Source organism: Tritonibacter litoralis (assembly GCF_009496005.1).
GTDB classification, from domain to species: domain Bacteria; phylum Pseudomonadota; class Alphaproteobacteria; order Rhodobacterales; family Rhodobacteraceae; genus Epibacterium; species Epibacterium litoralis.
The window spans coordinates 207,132-229,532 of the sequence record NZ_WIBF01000002.1; the positions used below are offsets into that span (position 1 = coordinate 207,132).

The window sequence follows — 22,401 nt, forward strand, 5'->3', positions numbered from 1 at the left end:
CACAATGGACGTGCTTGCCAATTTCTCAGCTGGGCTGGCCACGGTGCTGCAACCTGAAACCTTGATGTATTGTTTCATCGGCGTGTTTCTGGGCACGTTCATCGGTGTACTGCCGGGCGTGGGATCCATGGCGGCGATCGCAATGATCCTGCCGCTGTCTTTCTACCTCGAGCCGACCGTAGCCATTGTGATGATTGCGGGCGTTTACTACGGCGCGGAGTACGGTGGGTCGATTGCATCGATCCTGATGAACATCCCCGGCACGCCTTCTTCTTCGATTACCTGTATCGACGGCTATCCCATGGCGCGGCAAGGGCGGGCGGGCGTGGCCCTGTTTGTGACCTCGATTGCCTCCTTTGGCGGCGGCATGATCGGCATGATTGTCATGGCTGTGCTCTCCCCAAGCTTGGCCCGGCTGGCCTTGCAATTTGGTCCAGCGGAGTATTTCGCGGTCATTTTCTTAGGGTTAATAGCGGCCTCTGCGGTCAGCAATGGCGGCGCGCTCAGGGGGATTGCAATGGTGGTCGCGGGCCTCATGCTGTCGACCGTTGGCATTGATCTGACCACAGGCGACCTGCGGTTCACATTGGGCGTGCCAGAGCTGCGAGACGGCGTGCATCTGGTGATTGTGGCCATGGGACTGTTTGGTGTGGGTGAGCTGATCACCTCGATCCGAGCCAATCGCGAAGGGCGCGGTCGGCAAGAGATCGATTACGCAAAATTCTACCCCTCGGCGCGGGAATGGCGTGCGTCCTGGGGACCAATCTGGCGCGGCGGATTGATCGGCTCGTTCTTTGGCGCGTTGCCCGGCACCGGACAAACCGTCGCCTCGGCTGTTGGCTATGCGGTGGAAAAAAAGGTCTCCAAAAACAAGGACCAGTTTGGCAAAGGTGCCGTGGAAGGCGTGGCGGTGCCTGAATCTGCCAACAACTCCGCCACCCAGACTGCCTTTATCCCGACCCTGACCCTGGGCGTGCCGGGCAGTGCCAGCATGGCCATGGTCATTGGCGCGCTGATGATCCACGGGATCACCCCCGGCCCCCGTATTCTGACCGAACATACCGAGCTGTTCTGGGGCCTGGTGGCCAGCTTTCTGGTGGGCAATGTTCTACTGCTGATCCTGAACATCCCGCTGATCGGCCTATGGGTGCGGCTGCTGCAGATCCCGTATCGGCTGATGTATCCGGCGATCATCGTCCTGATCTGCATCGGGGTCTATTCGCTCAATAACAATGTCTTCGACATCTGGATGACACTGCTGTTTGGCGTTGCTGGCTACCTGATGCGGCTCTATCGGTTTGAGCCCGCACCGCTGCTGATTGGCTTTGTCCTGGGCCCGATGATGGAAGAACAGCTGCGACGCGCCCTGCTGCTATCGCGCGGAGATCCGATGGTGTTCCTCGAACGCCCCATCAGCGGCGGTCTTCTAGCGATCTCGGCCCTGATCCTGATTTATGGGCTGTGGGTCACCCTACGCCCACGCCGCAACATCACAACCGACGACACCTCCATAATTCAAAACAATAAACCCTCATCCAACACAGGAGCCTCCTCATGACTTTTGACCTGACCCGCCGCGCGCTTTTGGCGCTGACCTCGGCTGCCGTCCTCACCTTGCCCGCAGGCCATGCGCTGGCTGAACCCGGAGCCTGGTCTGATGAACCGGTGCGCATTGTCGTCACCTTTCCGCCCGGTGGCACGTCCGATCTGGTAGCGCGGCTGCTGGCCAAACACCTGGATGAGGCATTTGGCCAAAAAGCTGTGGTCGACAATCGCCCCGGCGCGGCGGGCACCGTGGCCGCAGATTTTGTCGCCGATCAGGACGCAGATGGCACCACATTGATGATCGCAAACAACGCGCCCTTTACGATCGCGCCCACCCAGTTTGCCGAGCTGCCCTATGCGCCGATGACCGACTTCTCACATCTGGCCTATATCGGGGCCTCTGCACCGGGTCTGTTTGTGAAGCCTGACAGTGGCATCAGCACCGTGGCGGAATTTGTAGACGCCGCCAAAGCGGGCTCGATCTCATATGGCTCCTCTGGCGTTGGTTCGATCAGCCACATTCTGGGCGAGGCGGTAGACGCCAAATTGGAGGTCGACACGCTGCACATCCCGTACCAAGGCAGCGCGCCCGCGATCCAGGATTTCCGCGCAGGTGTTTTGGACACGTTTTACGATATGGTCGCCCAGAACTCTGAAATGATCGAAGACGGCGAAGCGGTTGCGATTGCCATCGCCGCCTCGGCCCGGTTCCCGGGCGTGCCAGACGTGCCGACGTTCAAAGAGCAAGGCTATGATATTGTGATCGAAAACTGGGTCGGCCTCACAGGACCCGCCGGTATCCCTGCCGAAACTGCGGCCAAGATCCATGAGACGACGCTGGCTGTTCTCGCGTTGCCCGAAGTGGCCACCACCTTGAACGAGCTGGGGATCACCCACCAACCTCTTTCGACGCCAGAGTTCACAGAATTTGTCGGCACTCAGATCGATGTCTGGAAACCCCTGATCACAGCCGCTGGTGTCAAAGGCAAATAAGACTGCCCCATTGGTCCCCGGAACATGGGTATCTGGGGGCAGACCTTGGGAAAACGGGAGAGACGGGGCAAGGCATTGCCCCGTTTCGCTTTTACCCTTTGGCGCGCCTGTGACGCTGGAGGTAGGCGCTCAGCGCCTCAGGCTCATCTGTCTGCAACAAACGCACGCCTGCATCCAACAAAGCGCCCCAGGTGCCTTTGGGATCCTGCAATGCACCGCTGTCGACCACAAAGGTGGATGCAGCCTCATCCAGCGTGTTTACAAATACATCCCGCCGCTCGGACCAAGCCGCATCTGTGAAGTGCAGAACCGTTTCCCAACGGTCAAAATTGGCCTCAATCATCGGCGCATCCAGGGAGCGGACCACCTCCAGCATGTGATCCAGATTGCTGCGTTCGACCAAAAGGATTGGCTTTAGGATAATCCCAAGCTCTTCTTTGATTTGTTGTGCAAACGCCAAATCCGCCCGGCCATGCACCCACATTTTCAGGTTCACATGGGCCGCCGCATCAGTGCGTCGCACGGCATCAGCAATTGCAGGCAACTGATGCGGGCGTTTGACATCCAGATCCACATAAATCCGGTCCTTGGTATGGTCCAGCATCGCCGCAAGGCTTGGCAAGCGCTGATCGCTGACTGCCGCGCCAATACCCCCGTCCGCCATCAACAAGGGGAGGTCCGCGATCTGGGCCCAAGGGTTTGCCGCCGCTTGCAACGCCTTGCCGGTCGTGCGCATCAGCGAAATATCATGCAGGCAAAAGGGCACGCCATCGATGGTCTCTTGGACGTCGATTTCCACAAAGCGGCATCCAAGCTGGACCGCGTCATCCACGGATTTGAGCGAGTTCTCGGCCGTTTGATGCCAAGCCCCCCGATGTGCGACCACTGCCCCATGCCAGGACGTGTCCGCAAGGAATTCATGTAACGTCGGCAAACCCATATGCGGCACTCCTCTGTCGAAACACCACCTGCCTGTACGCGCAGCAGATGACGTTTCTGAGACAAGCTCCTAATTTACGGAGGTTTCCACGGTGGGCGCGGAATGTGCGCACGCCTGTTAGCACCTTGTTAATCAATTTCGCATTAAAGTTTATTAAGCGCTGGCCGTGACGCCACAATAAAGCGTCCAAAACAATCAACAGTTCACTAGATTCGCCTGTGGAAAACCGCAAAAAACAACAATAATCCGGTAATATACACAAGCATGTTAATGTGGATAGAGGCAGAAGCTTTCAGGTGGTCTTTGGTGATAGACACGCACAGAGACCTTTCGAGTGGTCCTGGAACTGGCAGATAAGTGCAGATCCCGCAGTGGATCAGCAGAAAGCGCTGTGGATAACCGTGGGGATAGAACTTCCCGCGGATGATTTTGTTGAAAATTGTCAATAAATCTGCACAAACTCACAGATAGCAATCCAGAATTATTGAGTGAAGACAATGAAAAAGCCGCCCATAAATGGACGGCTTTCACGATTTTAGCTCAAATCTTCTGCAATCACCGTATCAACGCACCAAGTCGATCTTAGATGGATCGCAGATAGTCCATCACAACCGGGCGAACGGTTTGCACGCCACGATGGCGCGCGCCGGAGATGATGGCCCGCAGCTCATCCAAATCGACCTTCATCAACAAGGATTTCACTGGGCCGATTGAGGCGGGTCGCATCGACAATGTCCGCAGGCCCATGGCGGCAAAGCACACCGCCTCAATCGGGCGACCAGCGTCCTCGCCACAAAAGCTGAGCGGCGTGCTGGAGATTTGGCAGCGTTCCACAATGCGTTCAATAAAGCTGAGAAAGCTGACGTTCAGCGTGTCGTACCGGTTGCGCACCCGCTCATTTTCGCGATCCGCCGCAAAGAAGAACTGCTTCAGGTCATTGCCACCGATTGACAGGAAGTCGACTTCATCAAAAAACTTCTGCGGCGCAAAAGCCAGCGACGGGGTTTCCAGCATGGCCCCCACCTCGATCCGCTCCGGTAATACATGTCCCAGACGACGCTCGCGCTCTACCGTTTTATCCACTTCGGCGCGGGCATCGCGAAACTCATCGGCTTGGGCAACAAAGGGGAACATGATGGTCAATGGCCGCCCATTGGCAGCCCGCAGCATCGCCTGAAGCTGCATACGCATCATCCCCGGCTTCTCCAGCCCAACCCGAATAGCGCGCCACCCCATGGCCGGGTTCGGCTCATCCGTTGGCTTCATATAGGGCAGCACCTTGTCGGACCCGATGTCCAAGGTGCGGAAAACCACCTGCTTGCCATGTGATGCATCCAGAACCCGTTGATATTGCGCCACCAGATCCCCACGTCGCGGCATCTGACTGCGGGCCAGGAACTGCAGCTCGGTCCGGAACAGCCCAACACCTTCGGCACCCGAGCCCTCTAACGACGGAAGATCCGCCAACAGGCCCGCGTTCATCATCAGTTTGATCCGATGGCCGTCTTTCGTCGTGGCCGGGGTCGTCCGGATCGAGGCATAACGTTCCTGCGCTTTGGCGCGCATCGCCATCTTGTCCCGTAGCGCGCCCAGAACACTGTCGTCTGGTCGCAAATGGATCTGGCCCTGTTCGCCATCGACCATCAGATGATCACCGTTCAGTGCTTCGGTCGTCATCCGTTTGGCCTGAACCAACAAAGGGATCGCCAGAGCGCGTGCGACAATGGCCGCATGCGAGCCCACGGCGCCTTCTTCCAGCACGATCCCTTTCAGGGAACGGCCATATTCCAATAGATCGCCAGGACCAATATTGCGCGCCACAAGGATCGGATCGGCGGGCATCTCAGCGCCTGTCTCGCTCCCCTGCCCGGTCAGGATCCGCAGCAGGCGATTAGACAAATCATCCAGATCGCTGAGACGTTCGCGCAGATAGGCATCCTGCACCTGCGCCATACGGCCCCGCGCCAGGGACTGCTCTTTTTCAACGGCCGCTTCGGCGCTGAGACCACGCGCGATGTCTTCTTCCATCCGCCGCATCCAGCCTTTGGAATTGGCAAACATCCGATAGGCTTCAAGAACCTGCAGCTGCTCCTTGTCACCGTTTTTGGACATTTCAAGCATCTCGTCGACGCTGACACGCAAGGCATCCACCGCATCATTCAGACGCTCCATCTCGCGATGGGGATCATCGGCAATCGGGTTTGTCACGACCACCCGTGGCTCATGCAGCCAGACATGCCCTTCGGCTACGCCTTCCTGGGCAACGACACCTTTGACCAACACCGGTTTTTGATGCAGCGGCGACAGCGCCGCGCCATCCCCGACAAATGCGCCAAGCTCAGTCATTTCGGCCAAGACCATGGCCACGACCTCAAGCGCGTAAACCGCGTCGGCTGAGAACTCACGCGCATCCTTGGACTGGACCACCAGAACGCCCAGCATTTCCCCCAGACGCTGAACCGGGACCCCCAAGAATGAGGAAAACCGCTCTTCCCCGGTTTCCGGCATATAGCGGAAGCCTTTGGCATTGGGGGCATCCGGCGTGTTCACAACCTTGCCGGTTTTTGCGACGCGCCCAACCAAACCTTCGCCAATACGCAGGCGGATTTCATGCACGGATTCCGGGTTCAAACCCTGGGTCGCGCAAAGCTCAAGGGTTTCCGCGTCGCGAAACAAATAGATCGAGCACACCTCGGTGCCCATGCTGTCCCCAATCAAATGGGTGATATTATCCAAACGCGCCTGACCTGCATCATCGCCCGCCAGAGCCTCTCGCAGACGGCCAAGCAGCCTGCGGCTTTCGGATTCAGTTGCCTCGGACATCCACATCCCTTCCAGGATTCATATTCATTTACAGCCCATTAGCCATAAAATGGCAGATGGCAGATACGCAAATGAAAACGCCGTCGTTTTTCCTCCACGCTTTGCCGATGCCACCGCATTGAGCAAAGCCTTGCCCAATGTGCGAGCGCCCGCCTCGGGATGCAAGCAGTTTCCTTGCCGCGACGCAGCAACCAGAAGACACCCGCCGTCGCATATCACAAAAAACCCCGCTGCAGTCAGCGGGGGTTTTGGATCGCATGAATTTTAGGATCAGGCTTTGTCGAGCTCAAAGGCGTCGTGCAACGCTTGAACTGCCAATTCCATATACTTCCGATCAATCAAGACCGAGATCTTGATCTCGGACGTTGTGATGACCTGGATGTTGATGCCCTCGTTCGACAGGATCTTGAACATTTTTGCCGCCACGCCGGACTGCGACCGCATGCCGATGCCGACAACCGAAACTTTGGCCACTTCGGTGTCTGCAACCAGCTCGGAATAGTTCAGCTCACCCTGCTCCTTGATCGCGACCAGCGCCTGCTCGGCACGGGCCACCTGATCGGTCGGGCAGGAGAAGGTCATATCGGTGCGACCATCCTCAGAGATGTTCTGAATGATCATATCCACATTGACGCCCGCATCCGACAAAGAGCCAAAGATGGTGGCCGCGATACCGGGTCGGTCCGCAACCGAGATCAGGGTCATTTTTGCTTCGTCACGGGAATAGGCGACGCCGTTTACAACATTGGATTCCATGATTTCCTCCTCGTCGCAGACCAGGGTGCCGGCCTCGTCGGATTGTTCTTCAAAACTTGAAAGCACACGCAGCTTGACTTTAAACCGCATCGCCAGCTCGACCGAGCGTGTTTGCAGGACCTTTGCCCCCAGGGATGCCAATTCCAGCATCTCTTCAAAGGCGATTTTGTCCAGTTTACGGGCCTTGGCACAGATGCGGGGATCGGTGGTGTAGACCCCATCCACATCGGTATAGATGTCACAGCGCTCAGCCTCAAATGCCGCCGCAAACGCCACAGCCGTGGTATCAGACCCACCGCGCCCCAGCGTTGTAATACGACCTTCGGGGCTGATGCCCTGGAAGCCTGCGACGACAGCGACCTTCATACCTTCGCCAAACTTGGCGTTGATATTGTCGGTCGGGATCTCTTCGATCCGGGCCTGGCTGTGCGCGTCATTGGTCTTGAGCGGGACTTGCCAGCCCTGCCAGCTGCGCGCAGGTACTCCCATTTCCTGCAGGGTCAGCGCCATCAAACCCGCGGTAACATTTTCCCCAGAGGAGACAACCGCATCATATTCACGCGCATCATACAGTGGCGAGGTTTCCCCAACCCAGCCAACCAGCTCGTTCGTCTTGCCGGACATGGCCGAGACGATGACAATAACGTCATAGCCCTTGGCCACCTCAACGCCCACGCGTTTGGCGGCGCGGCGGATGCGATCCAGATTGGCGACGGACGTTCCGCCGAATTTCATCACTAGAACGGGCATTGGATAAACCTCCCGTGCGCTCTCGGTTAAAAGTATCGGGCGTCTTTAAACCCGGTACAATGCAAGCGCAAGAAAAGCAAATTGTAGCAATACAATTGCAAAAAGAACCTTATTTTCAAGGGCGCTGCATGGCGCTCCCCCTTTGGTCACGACCGCCAGAACCGCACCGTCAAAATAGCATAGACCGCCAACAGCTCAAGCCGGCCGATCAACATCGCGATGATCAATATCCATTTGGCTGTATCGTTCAACGGCGCAAAGTTTCCGGCCGGACCAATGATATCTCCAAGCCCCGGACCGATATTGGCCACTGCGGTGGCAGCGCCTGAAACCGCGGTCACAAAATCCAGCCCCGTCAGCGCCAAAAGCCAGGCCACAATCCCAAGTGTCAGGACAAAGAACATAAAGAAGGAGATCACCGAGCTCAGAACATCCTGACCTACGGGGCGACCGTCATAGCGCGGAAAGAACACACCGTGGGGAGAGCGGATCTTTTGGATCTGAACCCGGATGGAGGCAATCAACAGCTGGTAACGGAAGATCTTCACCGAACAGGCCGTAGATCCCGCACAGCCGCCAATCAGACCGATAAAGAAGAACATCATGATCAGGAAATTGCCCCAGCCCATGTAGTCAACGCTGGCATATCCCGTGCCCGAGATGATCGAGGTAATATTGAACAAAGCCTCGCGCACCGCCTGTTCTGGGTGATGCGGAAAGACTGTAACCAGCACAGACGCCGTGACCACCACCAGAACACCGATGGTCAGCAAGAACCCCCGAACCTGAGCATCATGCAACAGCGGAGTCGTCTGACCATTGACCATCTGCACATACCGCACAAACGGCAGCGCCGCTAAAATCATAAAGACAGAGGCGGCATATTCAGCAGGGCCGGAAAACGTGCCAAAGGAGGCGTCGTAATTGGCAAAACCGCCAGTGGATGCTGTTGTCATCGCATGGCAGATCGCATCAAAGGGCTTCATACCCAATGCGCCATAGACCATGGCGCAGGCCACGGTCAGCCCCACATAGATCATCGAAATCTGGCGGGCGATCGCCTGTGCACGTGGCAGGATTTTCCCCATTGTGTCAAAGGCTTCGGACCGAAAGATCTGCATGCCCCCGACCCGCAGCTCTGGCAGGAACACCATCGCAACCACAATAATCCCGATGCCCCCAAGCCATTGCAAAATAGCACGCCACAACAACAACCCGCGTGGCAGATCATCCAGGCCGGACAAAATTGTGGAGCCTGTGGTTGTCAGCCCCGACATCGCCTCAAAGAAACCATCGACAAAGCGCAGGTCCGTTTCGCCCAGCATCAGTGGTATGGCACCAAAGATCGGCAAGGCGGCCCAGACGCTTGTGGTCAAAAGGAAGGTCTGGCGAATGTCCAAGCCCTGTCCCACACCGTTGGCACAGGACAAAGCCAAAAGCCCACCCGCCAGAATGGTGATGATAGCGCTTTCCAGGAACACCGGCCAATGACCTTGGCCGTCATAGATATCCAGCAGCAGGGGAAACACCATTGTGCACCCCAGAATGACCACCAGAAGGCCGATGACATATCCAATTGGACGTAGATCTAACATGAGGCGCAGCGTTGGCGCTGCGCGCTCTTTCTGTCAACCCGTTGATGACACAGAAACAAGGAAGTCACTGCCTGCCGTGTGTCTTACTCAGATCCTGTCTCGGGCTTGCTTGCGGGCATTGCAGGCGGCTTGGACGGTGCGCGCGATGTGCGGCGGGTCGGCGCAGTTTTGCTCTCGTCGGCCGCTGGGCTGTCCTTGGCGGCCTGGCGACGGGTGCTGATAAAGGCCTCAGCCGAGCTGGCCGTGTCCGCGGCTGGTTTTGCAGCGGGTTTTGGCGCAGCTTTGGCTGCGGTTGCCTTGGGTGCTGGTTTCGCCGCCGGAGCTTTGGCCGTTGTTGTCTTTGCAGCCGCTGTTTTGGTCGTCGCAGCTTTGGCAGTCGGCGCTTTGGGCGCTGCCGGTTTGGGCGCTGGGGCTTTGGCCTCGGCCTTTGGAGCTGCCGTCTTTTCAGCCGCTGGTTCGGCCGCTGGGACCTTGGCCGTGGTTTTGGGCGCGGGTTTTGCAGCTTCTGCCTTTGGCTCAGCTTTTGGGGCTGTCTTACGACTGGTGGTTGCCTTTTTGGCAGGCGCTTTACGCGCAGGTTTTGCTGGCGCTTTGGCTGTGGTCGGCGCAGTCGGCGCCATCAGGGCCTTGGGCGCCGTGGAAGATGGGCCGGTCAACAAGGTTGGACCAGTGTCAAACATCGCCTGATACATCCGCGCTACGGACTGGACGTATTTCACCTGTTCCACAGGCACCTGAATCGCAGCACCTGCAAAACCACGCCAAAACTTCATTTGGGTGCCCGCCATATACCCCGCCCATTCGTGGGGTGTCTTTGCATCCCCGGGGAACATTTGAAAACGGATCATTGCCTTCTCCTTACGTCTTTTTCGGTCCGCAGTTGCCAGCAGCTTTGCGTTGGGACCTTCCAGTCATGGTAAAACAAAGATGAGAGCAGGCGCGGCAACCGCACCCGGATTGTCGCAGCTTGGATAGAGCTGTTTGATCCATACACACCCTCCAGCGGCCGCGGCGGCACTTGGCGTGCGCCCGGCGTCTGTATCAGGCTAACAGCATTCCGACATAACGCAGCATAAAAAATGCCGCACTGCGGCGAAAAACCCGAAAAACGGATCAAAGGACATGCAGAACGGACAGCCCTACAAAGTAAGGCTGAAAAGCAGACTGCAATTCATCAATGACGTGCCTCAGCCACGGTGAATCAGGCTGGCAAAGTGATGCGGATCCAAACTCCGGGTTGAAAACGTCGGCCCTTGGGTCAGGACGCTGATCGCATCATGGCTGTGCAGGCTTTCCTGATGGCTGGCCACGATCCGGAAATCAGCAATCCGCGAATCGCTCTTGAGCGCCTCACAGAACAGACGTGCTGCATCTTCGACAAAGATTGGATTGGCTGCGTTCAGCTCGGCAAAGGCCTGCTCGTCCTCCCGTTTGACCATAACCTGGGTTTCGGTGGGGACCGCCTGACGACAATGGTCGATCAGATCCTCAAACCACAGGATCCCCGCATTTGGATCGGCCAGTACGGAAATCCGCGCGACGGACCGTTGCGAATGCGGCGTCGCCAGCTGTCCCCGCGCTTGGCGGGCGTGTTCCGACAGCTCCAGCGAACAGGGGCAAGTCGAAGAATAGACATAGTCCAGATGGGTGATCATCTGGCGAGTACCGCCGATCTCAACCAACTCCAGTGCAATGTCATAGTACTGATACCCGCTGAGACCGGAACGCAGGCTATCGATCTTGGCTGGGAAGGAAAATCGCATCTGCAACCGTGCATCCAGACTTTGCAAATCCGTCAAGTAATCATCCAAAGCGTGGGCAAGAACCTGAAAGGAAAAAGTCTTTTCCGCATGTTTGTAAAAGGACCGCATAATCCGGGACATGTTAATGCCCTTCTTTTCGGCCTCCAGCGAAACAGTACCGGTCACCGAAGTCTCAAGCGTCAGGTCGCCGCCATCCCGGGTGTGAAATCGGATCGGCAGCCGGAAGTTGGAGATGCCAACATGCTGAATCTGCTCCTTGGCCCCCCGGATCAGACTGGCGGGGCCGTTCTGCAGGTCGGGCAATGTGGCGCGATAGGCTTCATCGGCGACAAAATCCTCGGGGTAGTCGCGCGATAGATCTGGATAATTGGACACAGCCCGATTCGGCAGCAAGCGCGCGACAGCCGGGTCCAATTGCGCAATCTCAACCGCGTCCGCCTGCGCCGCCCATGTGCGCAACACCTCAAGGGCCGCTTTGGCCGCGTCGCGATCCGGGGTCTCAGCCAGCGCGTTGGGGTGAATGTTCATTGGACGAGCCCTCTCATGACAGCAGGGGTTACGGTGGTACAGGTCTGTAGCGTGTTACGCCGGAAAAGACAAAAGAGATGCAAAGAATGCGGCATTTGCGCCGCGCTTCCGGACATCCGCTTTCGGCACATGGGTGACATATGAAAAATGGGGGCGATACGCCCCCAAGTCCAATGGTTTTCGCAAGTTACGCCCTATGCGGGCAGCCAGATTAGGCGGCGGCTGTCAACGCCTGCTTCAGATCGGCGATCAGATCATCCACATCCTCAAGCCCGACCGAGAACCGTACCAGACCTGGCGTAATACCCAGCTCATCTTTCTGCGCGTCGCTCAGGCGCTGGTGTGTTGTCGTTGCCGGGTGGGTTGCGATGGATTTCGCATCGCCCAGGTTATTGGAGATCACCGGAATGGTAAGCGCGTTCAGAAAATTGAACGCGGCCTCTTTGCCGCCTTTCAGATCCAGCGACAAAACGGTTCCGCCATACCCATCCAGCTGTGTCTGAACCAATGGGTTTTGCGCATGCGCTTCCAGACCCGGATAGATGGTGCGCTCCAACCCTGCGTGGCCTTCAAACGCTTTGGCGATTTTCAAAGCGCTGTCGGCCTGGGCCCGGACCCGCAGATCGATGGTTTCCAGACCTTTGAGCATGACCCAAGCATTAAACGGGCTCATGGAGCCGCCGGTGTGCTTCATATAGGGTTCAACGGTGCCGCGGATCAGCTCTTTTGAACCAATGATAACACCACCAAGTGCACGCCCCTGACCGTCAATATGTTTGGTGGCGGAATAAATCACCAGATCCGCACCCTGCGCGATGGCATTGGAGAACACTGGGGTCGAGAACACATTGTCAACCACCACGGTCGCCCCTACGGCATGTGCGATCTCGGACACGGCGGCCACGTCGATAACTTCAAGCGTTGGGTTGGACATGCTTTCAAAAAACACTGCTTTGGTGTCGGGACGCACAGCCGCGCGCCATTCATCAAGATTGGTGCCGTCGACAAAGGTCACCTCGACGCCATAGCGCGCAAGAATGCTTTCTAGGATAAACAGACAAGAGCCGAACAACGCCTTGGCCGACACAACATGATCGCCCGCCTTCAGCAAAGACGTTAGCGCGCCGCTGACAGCCGCCATCCCGGATGCGGTGGCAAAGGCGTCCTCAGCCCCTTCCAGCATCGCGATGCGGTTTTCAAACATTGCAACGGTTGGGTTGCCATAACGGGCATAGATAAATTCATCTTCGCCAATTTCGACAAAGCGTGCCTCGGCCTGTTCCGCCGTTTCATAGACAAAACCCTGCGTGAGGAAGATCGCCTCGCTCACTTCATTATATTGGCTGCGGCGCGTGCCACCATGAACCAGCTTGGTGCGGCTTTTCCAGTTCTCGCTCATCTCATGCTCTCCTGCGCAACTGCGGCGCATAAAAAAACTCCCGTTCGGCCAAGCGAAAGGGAGTCCTTCTCGTCCTGACCTCTTTAGCGGCAAGATTAACGTGGCCCGCAATCCGGTTACAAATCACCACGGTCGACCCTGCGGCCGACATTCTTTTGCTACGCCGCCGCAAGTTCCGCGTCAAGCCCGTTGATCGTTACCAAGATGTTACGCATGCGTCATCAACCCGTCACCCACCAAAGATAAGGCGATGCGCAATAATCTTATAACTGGGGTATAAGATGGCAGTGCTTCGGATAAACGCAGTTGGCGCGGACCCACGATTGCATGGGTCTCCGGCCAAGACGGAAACGGTACTGGAACAGGTCGCGCAGGACAGCGGTCCGGTGATCCTGATGGTGCATGGCTATAAATACCAGCCCTATCATTCCAAACATTGCCCACACCGTCATCTGTTCTCGCTGGATCCGGATCACATGCCGTGGAAAGCACCCTCTTGGCCGCGCCAGCTTGGTTTTGGCCTAGGACATGACGACGAAGGTCTGGCCATTGCCTTTGGCTGGGACGCGCGCGGCAGCCTGGTTCAGGCGCAGAACAGCGCTGTTGCCGCAGGCCGGGCTATGGCCAAGGTCATCGGCCATCTTCACCAGGCAAACCCGGCCCGGCCAATTCATATCATCGGTCACTCCCTGGGCGCTGACATCGCCTTTGAAGCATTGCACCACCTGCCTGCAAACGCTGTTAGCCGCATTGTGTCGCTGACCGGGGCCACCTATCAAAGCCGGGCTTTGGCGGCACTGGATACAGCGGCCGGGCGCACGGTGGAGCTGTTCAATGTGACCAGCCGGGAAAATGACCCTTATGATTACCTGTTTGAATTGCTGACCACAGCACCGGTTCGCGGAGACCGCGCGATTGGCCAGGGTCTGATGGCCCGCAATGCTGTTACGATGCAAATCGACTGCCTTAAAACCCTGGGCCACCTGGCCACACGCGGCAGCGTGATTGCGCGGCCGCAGCGCAGGGTCTGTCATTGGTCTTCCTATACACGTTCTGGCACTTTGCGATTTTATAAGCGTTTGATGCGCAAGCCTGAGACCTTCCCCTTGGTTTGTCTGCGCAATGATCTGCCTGCACAAAACGACAGCCGATGGTCACGCATATTTGCGCCACGACCTCGTCCGGCCCCCTTGCCTGTCTGGCAACAATTGTGATCCTCTCCTCTTTGGCAGCAGTCAGAGAGGACCCCCATGCCCGACGTGATTGACCTTTATTATTGGCCGACACCAAACGGCTGGAAGACGTCCATAGCACTGGAAGAATTTGCTCTTCCTTATCACACCCATTTGATCAACATCAGCCAAGGCGACCATTTCGCTCCAAGTTTTTTGGAGATTTCCCCAAACAACAGAATGCCTGCTATTGTGGATCCCAAAGGACCAGATGGCGCACCGATGACCCTTTTTGAAAGCGGTGCAATCCTGCAATATCTATCTCGTAAAACAGGTCAGTTTGGGGGGCAGACTGCGCGCGAACAGGCCACCGTTGAACAATGGCTTATGTGGCAAATGGGCGGGGTCGGGCCAATGGCGGGTCAGGCGCATCATTTTCTGAAATACGCGCCAGAAGATCTCCCTTATGCCAAGGACCGTTACCGGGACGAGGTTGGTCGTCTTTACCGTGTATTGAATGGTCAACTGGCCCAGAATGAATTTGTGGCGGGGTCAGACTATACAATTGCCGATATGGCAATCTGGCCCTGGGCCTCTCTGTGGCAAGGCCAAGAGCAAAACTTGGACGACAAACCCCATCTCGCACGATGGCTCAAAGCACTCTGGGCCCGCCCAGCCCTGCGCCGTGGCCGCGCGTTGCATGCAGACCTGCGCCAGGACCGAACCGACACATGGGTCACTGATGATCTATTTAGAGATGGCGAGACACCGGCTACTTGAGCTCAGTTGCAGGCGCGTCACAAACGCGCCTGATCACTTAAAATGTCGCGCCTTTGGCGCGTCCGTTTTAGCCGCGCCAAAGGCGCGGCTAGGCCCAACTGCGCCAGATCAATCTGCAGATTGATCACGGCGCAGGCGGGAGCTCACCCCTGTTTGGGCTCGCTGTCGTCTTCTTCGATGCCATAGGTCTGAAACACTTTTGTCTGCGCTATAAAAAACACAAACATTGCAGCCGACAGGCCAAAGGTCTTGAAGTAAACCCAAGTCGCTTCGCTTTGGGTGCGCCAGATCAATTCGTTCAGCACAGCCAGCGCCAGAAAGAAGCCGCACAGGCGGCGTGTGAGGATCATCCAACCGGCATATTGCATTGGCAACGCCTCTTCCATCACCACCTTCAAATAGCTTGTGCCACGCAGCAGTCCGACCCCAAGGATGCCGCCAAACAACAAATAAATCATCGTGGGCTTCATCTTGAAAAACCGCTCGTCATTGAACCAAACTGACAAGCCACCAAACACAACAACCAAAACCATTGTGGCAATCTGCATTTTTGACAGATGCCCGGTCAGCTTCCACAAAAGGCCTGAACACAAAACCATCAGCGGCACAAAGCAGGCTGTAACAACAACAAACCCGCCATATTCGGTACCGCCGATCGTAAACACTTCATCCTTTAGCTTCAGGTAGCCAACAAAGAACAATAAAACCGGACCAAATTCCAAAGCCGATTTGACCCAAGCGGCTGGTTTCTTTTCGCGCATCTGACCTTTTCCAATTCCTGCAGGGTGGTTGGTTTAACCGCCCATTTCCACAATCACCGCGCCCAGCGCGATCAGGGCCATCAACACCAACCGGCGTGGCCCCACTTTTTCCTTCAGGATGACCCACCCAATAAGGGCGGCAAAAACGGTTGAAGTCTCGCGCAGCACGGCCGCCTCACCCACTTTGTCCAGACGCGTGGCCATCATAACTGAGCCAAAAGAGGCAAAGGCCACCAAGCCCCCAACTACTCCGCGTAACATCAGCGGCGGCAAGGTTGGGCGCTCAGCCATGCCACGCCAGCGTATCACCGCGATCACCGGAAACACCAACCCGTCGATCATGAAAAACCATGCGAGAAAGGTAAAGGGATCGGCCGTCGCCCGAATTCCAAAGGCGTCATAGGTGGTGTAAAGCGCTACAAAGAGCCCGGTCAGCCCAGCGAGTGCCAAGGCAATTCCCAGCGTGTCGCGATTGGTTTCAAGAAACAGGTGGTTGTAAACTGCAAGCCCAAAGATCCCGGACAAGAGAACGCCAACCCCCATCCATTGGATCAGGTTGAACGTTTCGCCAAAGATCAGATAAGCGCCGATAACGGCAAACAACGGTCCAGTGCCACGCACCACCGGGTAGACAACCGTGTAGCTGCCCTTGGTATAGGCAAAGGCCTGCAACAGCTTATAGGCCACATGAATTACAAACGCGCCAAGGAAAATGACCCACATATGGGGTTCCGGCCAGGGCACCACAAACAGGGCAAAAGGGGCCGCCATCATCCCATAGGAAAAATCGATCGCCCCACGGGATAGCCAGGGATCATGACGTCCTTTTTGAAGAGCTCCAAAAACTGCATGCAGAAACGCCGCCGCCAGCGCCAGCACAAGCGCCAATTGGTGACCTGCCTCGGTCCCCTCAAGGGAAATCAGCCAATCGCTCATCCCTTAGCCTTTGTCGAGCCCGGTCAAAGCCGCCGCGAACTCTTCGGGGTCAAAGGGGGCCAGATCATCAATCTGCTCTCCCACCCCAATGGCGTGGATCGGCAGTCCGAACTTATCGGCCAAGGCCACCAGAACACCACCCTTGGCGGTGCCATCCAGTTTGGTCATGACAAGGCCCGAAACATCGGCCAGTTTCTGGAACGTGTCGACTTGGCTCAGCGCATTCTGACCAGTCGTCGCATCCAGCACCAATAGGGTATTGTGCGGCGCGCTTGGGTCTTTCTTGCGGATCACGCGCACGATCTTGGCCAGTTCTTCCATCAGATCGGCGCGGTTTTGCAAACGTCCTGCGGTGTCAATCATCAAAAGATCCGCACCATCTTCTTCGGCTTTGGTCATCGCATCAAAGGCAAGGCTTGCCGGGTCGGACCCTTCGGGCGCGGTGAGAACCGGAACCCCGGCACGGGTGCCCCAGACCTGCAGCTGCTCCACAGCGGCGGCACGAAATGTGTCGCCAGCTGCAATCACCACAGATTTTCCGGCTGCTTTGAATTGGCTTGCCAGTTTCCCGATTGTGGTGGTTTTACCCGAGCCATTGACCCCGACCACCAACACGACCTGCGGACGTTTTTCATAAATGGGCATGGGCTTTGCCACATGGTCCATCACGCGAGCCACTTCCTGTGCCAACAGTTCTTTGATCTCACGCGAGGACAGACGTTTGCCCAACCGCCCCTCAGCCATATTGGATGTCACGCGCAGGGCCGTATCGACTCCCATGTCGGAGGCGATCAGCAGCTCTTCGAGCTGTTCGAGCATGTCGTCATCCAGAACCCGGCGCGGTTCATCCCGTCCGCTGCGCCCGATCAGTCGCCCTAGCAAACCCGGCGTTTTGGCAGATTTATCAGCAGGCTCTGGTGCCGCGGGTGTCTCGGGCAATGCGGGCTGTGGCGCGGGTTCCGGTGTGGACGTCACCGGTTCAGCTGGCGTGACTTCAGGCGCGTCCTCGGCGGTCTCGACCATCGGGACATCGGGCGCTTCGATCTTTGGCGTCTCTGCCGGGGCGTCGCTCCCCTCTTCCACAATCGCATCAAGCCCTTCTTCCAGCTTGGAAGAAGATTTAAACAGCCGTTCCTTGAGCTTTGAGAAAAACGCCATTGAGCACTCCAGACCTTGGTTTGCATCCCACCTAATGCGGATTGGGGAAACTTGCAAAGCCAAGCCACGGGCAAAATGCTAAAAAACTGTGGCCACAGATGGCTTTTACTTGTTCTTTACAAAGCTTAGACGCAATTTGCCCCAGCCATCCTATAACGGAGACCTTTGGCTCGTGATCTGGTTTTACTGCGCAAGCCTCCTGCCATTTGTCCTGATCATGGGCGGAGTCCTATTTGGCGGAGCGTGGAGCTGGGCCGCATTGATCACGATCACGCTGGGTGCTGCGGTTCTGGATGTGATGCGATATCGCCCAAATGCTCCGCACAAGACATCCGGCAGCCTGCTCTTGGCGCTGGTTGGTGCAAGCCATTTCAGCACACTTCTGTTGGTTCTGGCGCGTATCCCCGATGTCCCGCTGGCCGAGGCCCTGCCGCTCGCACTCGCCGCCGCGCTGGCCTTTGGCCAAATCTCCCACCCCGCAGCGCATGAGATGATCCACAACAGTGCGCGCCCGTTGCGGCATCTTGGGCGGGCGGTCTATGGCTCGCTTTTGCTGGGGCATCACGCCAGCGCCCACATGCGGGTGCACCATGTGCATGTGGGCACCGATCAGGACCCGAACTCTGCGCCACGCGGCATGGGGTTTTACCGGTTTTTCCTGCGCGCCTGGATTGGGTCATTTCTCGCTGGGGCACAGGCCGAGACCACAGCGCGTCGCAGACAATCACCTTCGCCGCATTGGCTCACGCATCCTTATGTGGGCCATTTCCTCTGGGCCGCACTGACGCTGAGCGTCGCAGGTTTTTCCGGCCCCTTTGGATTAATCGCCTGCCTTGGCATCTGCCTTTATGCTCAGGCACAGGTGTTTTTGGCGGATTACGTCCAGCACTATGGGCTCAGACGGGCCATCCGGTCCGTAGGTAAACCCGAACCGGTGGGACCGCAGCATTCCTGGAACGCGCCGCATTGGTATTCCGCAGCAATGATGTTGAACGCACCGCGCCATTCGCATCACCACATGGCGCCGCGCACGCCCTTTCCGGCATTGGAACTCACCCCGCAGATGCCGACCTTGCCTTATTCGCTGCCCGTCATGGCCGTCATTGCGTTGGTGCCGCCCGTCTGGCGCAGACTTATGGCCCGCCAGATCAATCAGCTGGGTCGGCCCCGTTCACAATGATTTTCCGCACGACCTGCACATTCTCTGGCACAGTATCCACATGCGTTTGATGTCTCTGATTCCATTTCTGCTTTGCGCTTTCCCCGCGGTGGCTGATCCGCTGACGGGTGACGCCTTTGACAGCTATACCCAAGGCAAGACGTTGTTTTATGACTCTGAGGGGCGCACATATGGGGCTGAAGCCTATCTGCGCAACCGGCGAGTGCGCTGGTCCTTTTTGGACGGCACCTGTCAGGAAGGGCATTGGTATCCCCAAGGGGACGAGATCTGTTTCCTCTATGATGGCAGTGACAGGCCGCAATGCTGGCGCTTTGATCTAAGCGAACGCGGCCTCAACGCGGTGCTGGACGATGGGTTTGGCCGCACTGAGCTGAATGAAGTGCCCCCAGAGGGACGCGATCTGATCTGTCCAGGGCCGGATGTGGGCGTCTGAATAGACCGATCAGAACAGGCTGCCCTGCCCCGGTTCGTCCGTGGTTGGCTCTGCAGGTTTCGACGCTGGCGCGCCATCGCCCGAAACCTGAAACACACCATCGGCAAACTCGATGCTCAGATGTTCCGCCTCTGCCGCTGCCGCCGTGTTGGTGATCAGCCCCTGATCCGAGCGCACCACAGCATAGCCCCGCGACAGCGTGGCCTTGTAGCTCAGAATCTCAAGCTGGCGTGCGTTTGCACCAAGCGTTTGGACTGCTCGATCGACCCGCGCTTGTTGCGCTGTCTGCATGCGCTGCCCCAGACGGGCAAGGGCGTCTTTCTTCTGGGTCAGATCACGCGCAATCGGGCGCACCGTCAGGCGCGACGACAGATTGCGCAGTTTGTCACTGCGGGCCGCCACCAATCCACGCAAAGTTGCCGGGCGCAAAGATGCCCCACGTTCGCTCAGCATCACGCGGCGCTGTTGCACACCGGAGATCAGCGCGGTGGGCAAACGATCGGCCACCCGGTCCAGACGTTGGCGCGGATCTTCCAGCAACCGGTCAGGGCGGGGCAAGGCCCGCGACAGATCGTTGAGCCGTTGTCGGCGTAGCTGCACCGCCTGACCGGCAGCCCGCGACAGACGCGCGCCCTGTTCTGACGTCCATCCCAAAAGGTCCAGACGCACAGGCACCGCAAGCTCGGCCGCCGCAGTCGGGGTTGGCGCACGCCGGTCTGAGACATAATCGATCAGCGTTGTATCTGTTTCATGTCCCACGGCTGAGATCAGCGGGATCTGACTGGCCGCCGCCGCACGGGCGACGATTTCCTCATTAAACCCCCAAAGATCTTCGATCGAGCCGCCACCGCGCGCCACAATAATCAGATCAGGTCGCGGTAAAGCACCGCCGGGCGTCAACTGGTTGAACCCTTCGATGGCGCGGGCCACTTCGGACGCACAGTTTTGCCCTTGGACCGCCACGGGCCAGACCAGCACTTTGCGCGGGAAACGGTCGCGCAACCGGTGCAAAATATCGCGAATGACCGCGCCCGAGGGGGAGGTCACAACACCAATAAAACGCGGCAGAAACGGCAGCGCCTGTTTGCGCGCGTCTGAAAACAACCCTTCGGCCTCCAGCTGTTTTTTGCGCTTTTCAAGCAGAGCCATCAACGCGCCCTGACCCGCAACTGCGACCTCGTCCACGTTCATATTATATTTGGACTGCGCCCCAAAGGCGGTCAGACGCCCGGTGACCACAACCTCCAACCCTTCTTCGGGCACCACAGAAAGGCCTGAAATTTGACCCTTCCACGTGGTGCAGGCGAGAACGGATTTATCATCCTTGATGTCATAGTACAGATGGCCCGACCGCGCCTTGAACACACGTCCAACTTCGCCGCGCACACGGATGCGGCCAAAAGTGCCTTCCAGCGTACGCTTCACCTCACCCGAGATTTCAGAGACAGAGAATTCAGGCGCGTTTTGCCCCGGCTGGGGATCATCAAACAGGTCAGACATCGGGGATCAAAGCTCGGCGGTTTTCTATGGGTTCTTGTTTTAGGCTCGCACCCAGCATATGACACGCCGCAAGCAAGGCCAAGCAGATCGGAGACAGCGCAATGAACATCCTTATCCTCGGCAGCGGCGGGCGCGAACATGCGCTGGCCTGGGCGGTGAAGCAGAACCCCAAATGCGACAAGCTGATTGTGGCACCGGGCAATGCGGGCATCGCTCTGCTTGCGGAATGTGCCGATCTGGATGTTTTGGACGGTGGCGCAGTGGCCCGGTTTGCCGAAGAGGAAGCAATTGATTTTGTGATCATCGGCCCGGAAGCGCCGCTGGCCGAAGGGGTCGCCGACCGTCTGCGCGAAGCGGGTATTCTGGTCTTTGGCCCGTCCAAGGATGCGGCGCGACTGGAAGCCTCCAAAAGCTTTACCAAGGAAATCTGCGATGCCGCCAATGCGCCCACCGCAGGGTACGGCCATTTCACCGATGCCGAAGCCGCCAAAGCCCACGTCCGCACAAACGGCTCGCCGATCGTTGTCAAGGCGGATGGGCTGGCTGCGGGCAAAGGCGTGATCGTTGCGATGGACGAACAAACCGCACTGGATGCGATTGACGACATGTTTGGAGGCGCCTTTGGCGGTGCCGGCGCCGAAGTGGTGATCGAAGAGTTTATGGAAGGCGAAGAGGCATCGCTGTTTGTTCTGGTCGATGGGGAAGAGGTCCTGTCGATTGGCACCGCGCAGGATCACAAACGCGTCGGCGAAGGCGACACTGGCCCCAACACGGGTGGAATGGGTGCTTATTCTCCAGCCCCCGTCCTATCGGCTGAGATCGAAGCCAAAGCCATGCAAGAGATCGTGAAACCCACGATGAAGGCCATGGCAGAGCGTGGCATGCCTTACCAAGGTGTGCTTTATGCCGGCCTGATGATCAAGGACGGCCAACCCCGTCTGGTGGAATACAACGTCCGCTTTGGCGATCCAGAGTGCCAGGTGCTGATGATGCGTCTGGGCGGCCAAGTGCTGGATCTGTTGCAGGCCGCAGCCGAAGGTCGTCTGGCCGAGGCGCAGGTCAACTGGAGTGATGATCACGCGATCACCGTTGTGATGGCGGCCGATGGCTACCCTGGCGCGTATGAAAAAGGCACCGAGATCGAGGGGCTGGATGCTTTGCCGGAAGACAGCAAGAACATGGTTTTTCACGCTGGCACCAAGGCGGAAGATGGCAAGGTTCTGGCCACCGGCGGACGTGTTTTGAACGTCACCGCACGCGGCTCTGACCTGCAAGAGGCCCGTGATCGCGCCTATGACATGGTGGATCAGATCACCTGGCCACAGGGGTTCTGTCGCCGCGACATCGGCTGGCGCGCGCTTTAATCCGAGCTGTTTGGACACCAAAACC

At 57.6% G+C, this 22,401-nt stretch carries 18 protein-coding genes and 1 riboswitch; of the genes, 7 read left to right on the forward strand and 11 right to left on the reverse strand.

All coding sequences use genetic code 11. From position 1 onward, the window contains the following. Nucleotides 1-4: 4 nt before the first annotated feature. Both GFB49_RS05215 and GFB49_RS05220 read left to right on the forward strand, forming a co-directional pair. Nucleotides 5-1,558, forward strand: coding sequence for a tripartite tricarboxylate transporter permease (locus tag GFB49_RS05215; protein WP_153214751.1), 1,554 nt, complete (start codon nucleotides 5-7; stop codon nucleotides 1,556-1,558). After that, nucleotides 1,555-2,538 (forward strand): Bug family tripartite tricarboxylate transporter substrate binding protein, encoded by a 984-nt coding sequence (locus tag GFB49_RS05220; RefSeq protein WP_153214752.1) that lies wholly within the window; start codon nucleotides 1,555-1,557, stop codon nucleotides 2,536-2,538. Before GFB49_RS05215 ends, GFB49_RS05220 begins: the two co-directional genes overlap by 4 nt. A gap of 91 nt (nucleotides 2,539-2,629) precedes the next feature. Here GFB49_RS05220 and GFB49_RS05225 read toward each other — a convergent pair whose 3' ends face one another. The 7 genes from GFB49_RS05225 to metZ form a co-directional block, all read right to left on the reverse strand. Further along, nucleotides 2,630-3,478: a glycerophosphodiester phosphodiesterase family protein gene (locus GFB49_RS05225; protein ID WP_153214753.1), complete on the reverse strand. Its 849-nt coding sequence runs from the start codon at nucleotides 3,476-3,478 to the stop codon at nucleotides 2,630-2,632. A gap of 582 nt (nucleotides 3,479-4,060) precedes the next feature. Beyond that, the gene (ptsP, locus tag GFB49_RS05230) at nucleotides 4,061-6,301 is read right to left on the reverse strand and encodes a phosphoenolpyruvate--protein phosphotransferase (protein WP_153214754.1); all 2,241 of its coding nucleotides are present in this window, start codon (nucleotides 6,299-6,301) and stop codon (nucleotides 4,061-4,063) included. Nucleotides 6,302-6,571: 270 nt separating this feature from the next. Further along, the gene (locus GFB49_RS05235; protein WP_153214755.1) at nucleotides 6,572-7,807 is read right to left on the reverse strand and encodes an aspartate kinase; all 1,236 of its coding nucleotides are present in this window, start codon (nucleotides 7,805-7,807) and stop codon (nucleotides 6,572-6,574) included. A gap of 146 nt (nucleotides 7,808-7,953) precedes the next feature. Next, nucleotides 7,954-9,402: a TrkH family potassium uptake protein gene (locus GFB49_RS05240; RefSeq protein ID WP_153214756.1), complete on the reverse strand. Its 1,449-nt coding sequence runs from the start codon at nucleotides 9,400-9,402 to the stop codon at nucleotides 7,954-7,956. Between the two features lie 83 nt (nucleotides 9,403-9,485). Continuing rightward, nucleotides 9,486-10,250 carry a hypothetical protein gene (locus GFB49_RS05245; RefSeq protein WP_153214757.1) on the reverse strand — a complete coding sequence of 255 codons (765 nt, stop codon included), beginning with the start codon at nucleotides 10,248-10,250 and terminating at the stop codon, nucleotides 9,486-9,488. A gap of 339 nt (nucleotides 10,251-10,589) precedes the next feature. Continuing rightward, nucleotides 10,590-11,693, reverse strand: a complete 1,104-nt coding sequence (gene folE2, locus GFB49_RS05250; protein ID WP_153214758.1) for a GTP cyclohydrolase FolE2 — start codon at nucleotides 11,691-11,693, stop codon at nucleotides 10,590-10,592. Nucleotides 11,694-11,904: 211 nt separating this feature from the next. Next, complete coding sequence (metZ, locus tag GFB49_RS05255; RefSeq protein WP_153214759.1) at nucleotides 11,905-13,092, reverse strand: O-succinylhomoserine sulfhydrylase; 1,188 nt, start codon at nucleotides 13,090-13,092, stop codon at nucleotides 11,905-11,907. Between the two features lie 62 nt (nucleotides 13,093-13,154). Next, a riboswitch (SAM riboswitch) is annotated at nucleotides 13,155-13,232 on the reverse strand. Nucleotides 13,233-13,373: 141 nt separating this feature from the next. On the opposite strand from metZ, the gene GFB49_RS05260 reads away from it, so the two are divergent. Continuing rightward, a complete protein-coding gene (locus GFB49_RS05260; RefSeq protein WP_153214760.1) occupies nucleotides 13,374-14,306 on the forward strand; it encodes an alpha/beta hydrolase in 933 nt (310 codons plus the stop codon). A 36-nt stretch (nucleotides 14,307-14,342) separates the two neighbouring features. Continuing rightward, complete coding sequence (locus tag GFB49_RS05265) at nucleotides 14,343-15,044, forward strand: glutathione S-transferase N-terminal domain-containing protein (RefSeq protein WP_153214761.1); 702 nt, start codon at nucleotides 14,343-14,345, stop codon at nucleotides 15,042-15,044. Nucleotides 15,045-15,187: 143 nt separating this feature from the next. Here the strand turns inward: GFB49_RS05265 and GFB49_RS05270 are convergent, their stop codons facing one another. The 3 genes from GFB49_RS05270 to ftsY are packed head-to-tail and all read right to left on the reverse strand — an operon-like array spanning nucleotide 15,188 to nucleotide 17,899. Then, on the reverse strand, nucleotides 15,188-15,805 hold the full coding sequence (locus GFB49_RS05270; RefSeq protein ID WP_153214762.1) for an inner membrane-spanning protein YciB: 618 nt from the start codon (nucleotides 15,803-15,805) through the stop codon (nucleotides 15,188-15,190). A gap of 33 nt (nucleotides 15,806-15,838) precedes the next feature. Next, nucleotides 15,839-16,741, reverse strand: a complete 903-nt coding sequence (locus GFB49_RS05275) for a DMT family transporter (RefSeq protein ID WP_153214763.1) — start codon at nucleotides 16,739-16,741, stop codon at nucleotides 15,839-15,841. A gap of 3 nt (nucleotides 16,742-16,744) precedes the next feature. Further along, nucleotides 16,745-17,899 (reverse strand): signal recognition particle-docking protein FtsY, encoded by a 1,155-nt coding sequence (gene ftsY, locus GFB49_RS05280; RefSeq protein WP_153214764.1) that lies wholly within the window; start codon nucleotides 17,897-17,899, stop codon nucleotides 16,745-16,747. A gap of 172 nt (nucleotides 17,900-18,071) precedes the next feature. Here ftsY and GFB49_RS05285 point away from each other — a divergent pair, with 172 nt between their 5' ends. Together GFB49_RS05285 and GFB49_RS05290 are read left to right on the forward strand one after the other, a co-directional pair. Beyond that, entirely contained in the window at nucleotides 18,072-19,079 is a 1,008-nt protein-coding gene (locus tag GFB49_RS05285) for an alkane 1-monooxygenase (RefSeq protein ID WP_343032478.1), read from the forward strand. A 49-nt stretch (nucleotides 19,080-19,128) separates the two neighbouring features. Next, nucleotides 19,129-19,512: a hypothetical protein gene (locus GFB49_RS05290; protein ID WP_246149622.1), complete on the forward strand. Its 384-nt coding sequence runs from the start codon at nucleotides 19,129-19,131 to the stop codon at nucleotides 19,510-19,512. Between the two features lie 9 nt (nucleotides 19,513-19,521). Here the strand turns inward: GFB49_RS05290 and xseA are convergent, their stop codons facing one another. Continuing rightward, on the reverse strand, nucleotides 19,522-21,012 hold the full coding sequence (gene xseA / locus GFB49_RS05295; RefSeq protein WP_153214766.1) for an exodeoxyribonuclease VII large subunit: 1,491 nt from the start codon (nucleotides 21,010-21,012) through the stop codon (nucleotides 19,522-19,524). A 101-nt stretch (nucleotides 21,013-21,113) separates the two neighbouring features. Here xseA and purD point away from each other — a divergent pair, with 101 nt between their 5' ends. Further along, the gene (purD, locus tag GFB49_RS05300; protein ID WP_153214767.1) at nucleotides 21,114-22,376 is read left to right on the forward strand and encodes a phosphoribosylamine--glycine ligase; all 1,263 of its coding nucleotides are present in this window, start codon (nucleotides 21,114-21,116) and stop codon (nucleotides 22,374-22,376) included. Nucleotides 22,377-22,401 lie beyond the last annotated feature (25 nt).

Bases quoted from the DNA above. Each gene is read 5' to 3' on its own strand.
- GFB49_RS05215 (WP_153214751.1), top strand. From the start codon at position 5: ATGGACGTGCTTGCCAATTTCTCAGCTGGGCTGGCCACGGTGCTGCAA.
- GFB49_RS05220 (WP_153214752.1), top strand. From the start codon at position 1,555: ATGACTTTTGACCTGACCCGCCGCGCGCTTTTGGCGCTGACCTCGGCT.
- GFB49_RS05225 (WP_153214753.1), bottom strand. From the start codon at position 3,478: ATGGGTTTGCCGACGTTACATGAATTCCTTGCGGACACGTCCTGGCAT.
- ptsP (WP_153214754.1), bottom strand. From the start codon at position 6,301: ATGTCCGAGGCAACTGAATCCGAAAGCCGCAGGCTGCTTGGCCGTCTG.
- GFB49_RS05235 (WP_153214755.1), bottom strand. From the start codon at position 7,807: ATGCCCGTTCTAGTGATGAAATTCGGCGGAACGTCCGTCGCCAATCTG.
- GFB49_RS05240 (WP_153214756.1), bottom strand. From the start codon at position 9,402: ATGTTAGATCTACGTCCAATTGGATATGTCATCGGCCTTCTGGTGGTC.
- GFB49_RS05245 (WP_153214757.1), bottom strand. From the start codon at position 10,250: ATGATCCGTTTTCAAATGTTCCCCGGGGATGCAAAGACACCCCACGAA.
- folE2 (WP_153214758.1), bottom strand. From the start codon at position 11,693: ATGAACATTCACCCCAACGCGCTGGCTGAGACCCCGGATCGCGACGCG.
- metZ (WP_153214759.1), bottom strand. From the start codon at position 13,092: ATGAGCGAGAACTGGAAAAGCCGCACCAAGCTGGTTCATGGTGGCACG.
- GFB49_RS05260 (WP_153214760.1), top strand. From the start codon at position 13,374: ATGGCAGTGCTTCGGATAAACGCAGTTGGCGCGGACCCACGATTGCAT.
- GFB49_RS05265 (WP_153214761.1), top strand. From the start codon at position 14,343: ATGCCCGACGTGATTGACCTTTATTATTGGCCGACACCAAACGGCTGG.
- GFB49_RS05270 (WP_153214762.1), bottom strand. From the start codon at position 15,805: ATGCGCGAAAAGAAACCAGCCGCTTGGGTCAAATCGGCTTTGGAATTT.
- GFB49_RS05275 (WP_153214763.1), bottom strand. From the start codon at position 16,741: ATGAGCGATTGGCTGATTTCCCTTGAGGGGACCGAGGCAGGTCACCAA.
- ftsY (WP_153214764.1), bottom strand. From the start codon at position 17,899: ATGGCGTTTTTCTCAAAGCTCAAGGAACGGCTGTTTAAATCTTCTTCC.
- GFB49_RS05290 (WP_246149622.1), top strand. From the start codon at position 19,129: ATGTCTCTGATTCCATTTCTGCTTTGCGCTTTCCCCGCGGTGGCTGAT.
- xseA (WP_153214766.1), bottom strand. From the start codon at position 21,012: ATGTCTGACCTGTTTGATGATCCCCAGCCGGGGCAAAACGCGCCTGAA.
- purD (WP_153214767.1), top strand. From the start codon at position 21,114: ATGAACATCCTTATCCTCGGCAGCGGCGGGCGCGAACATGCGCTGGCC.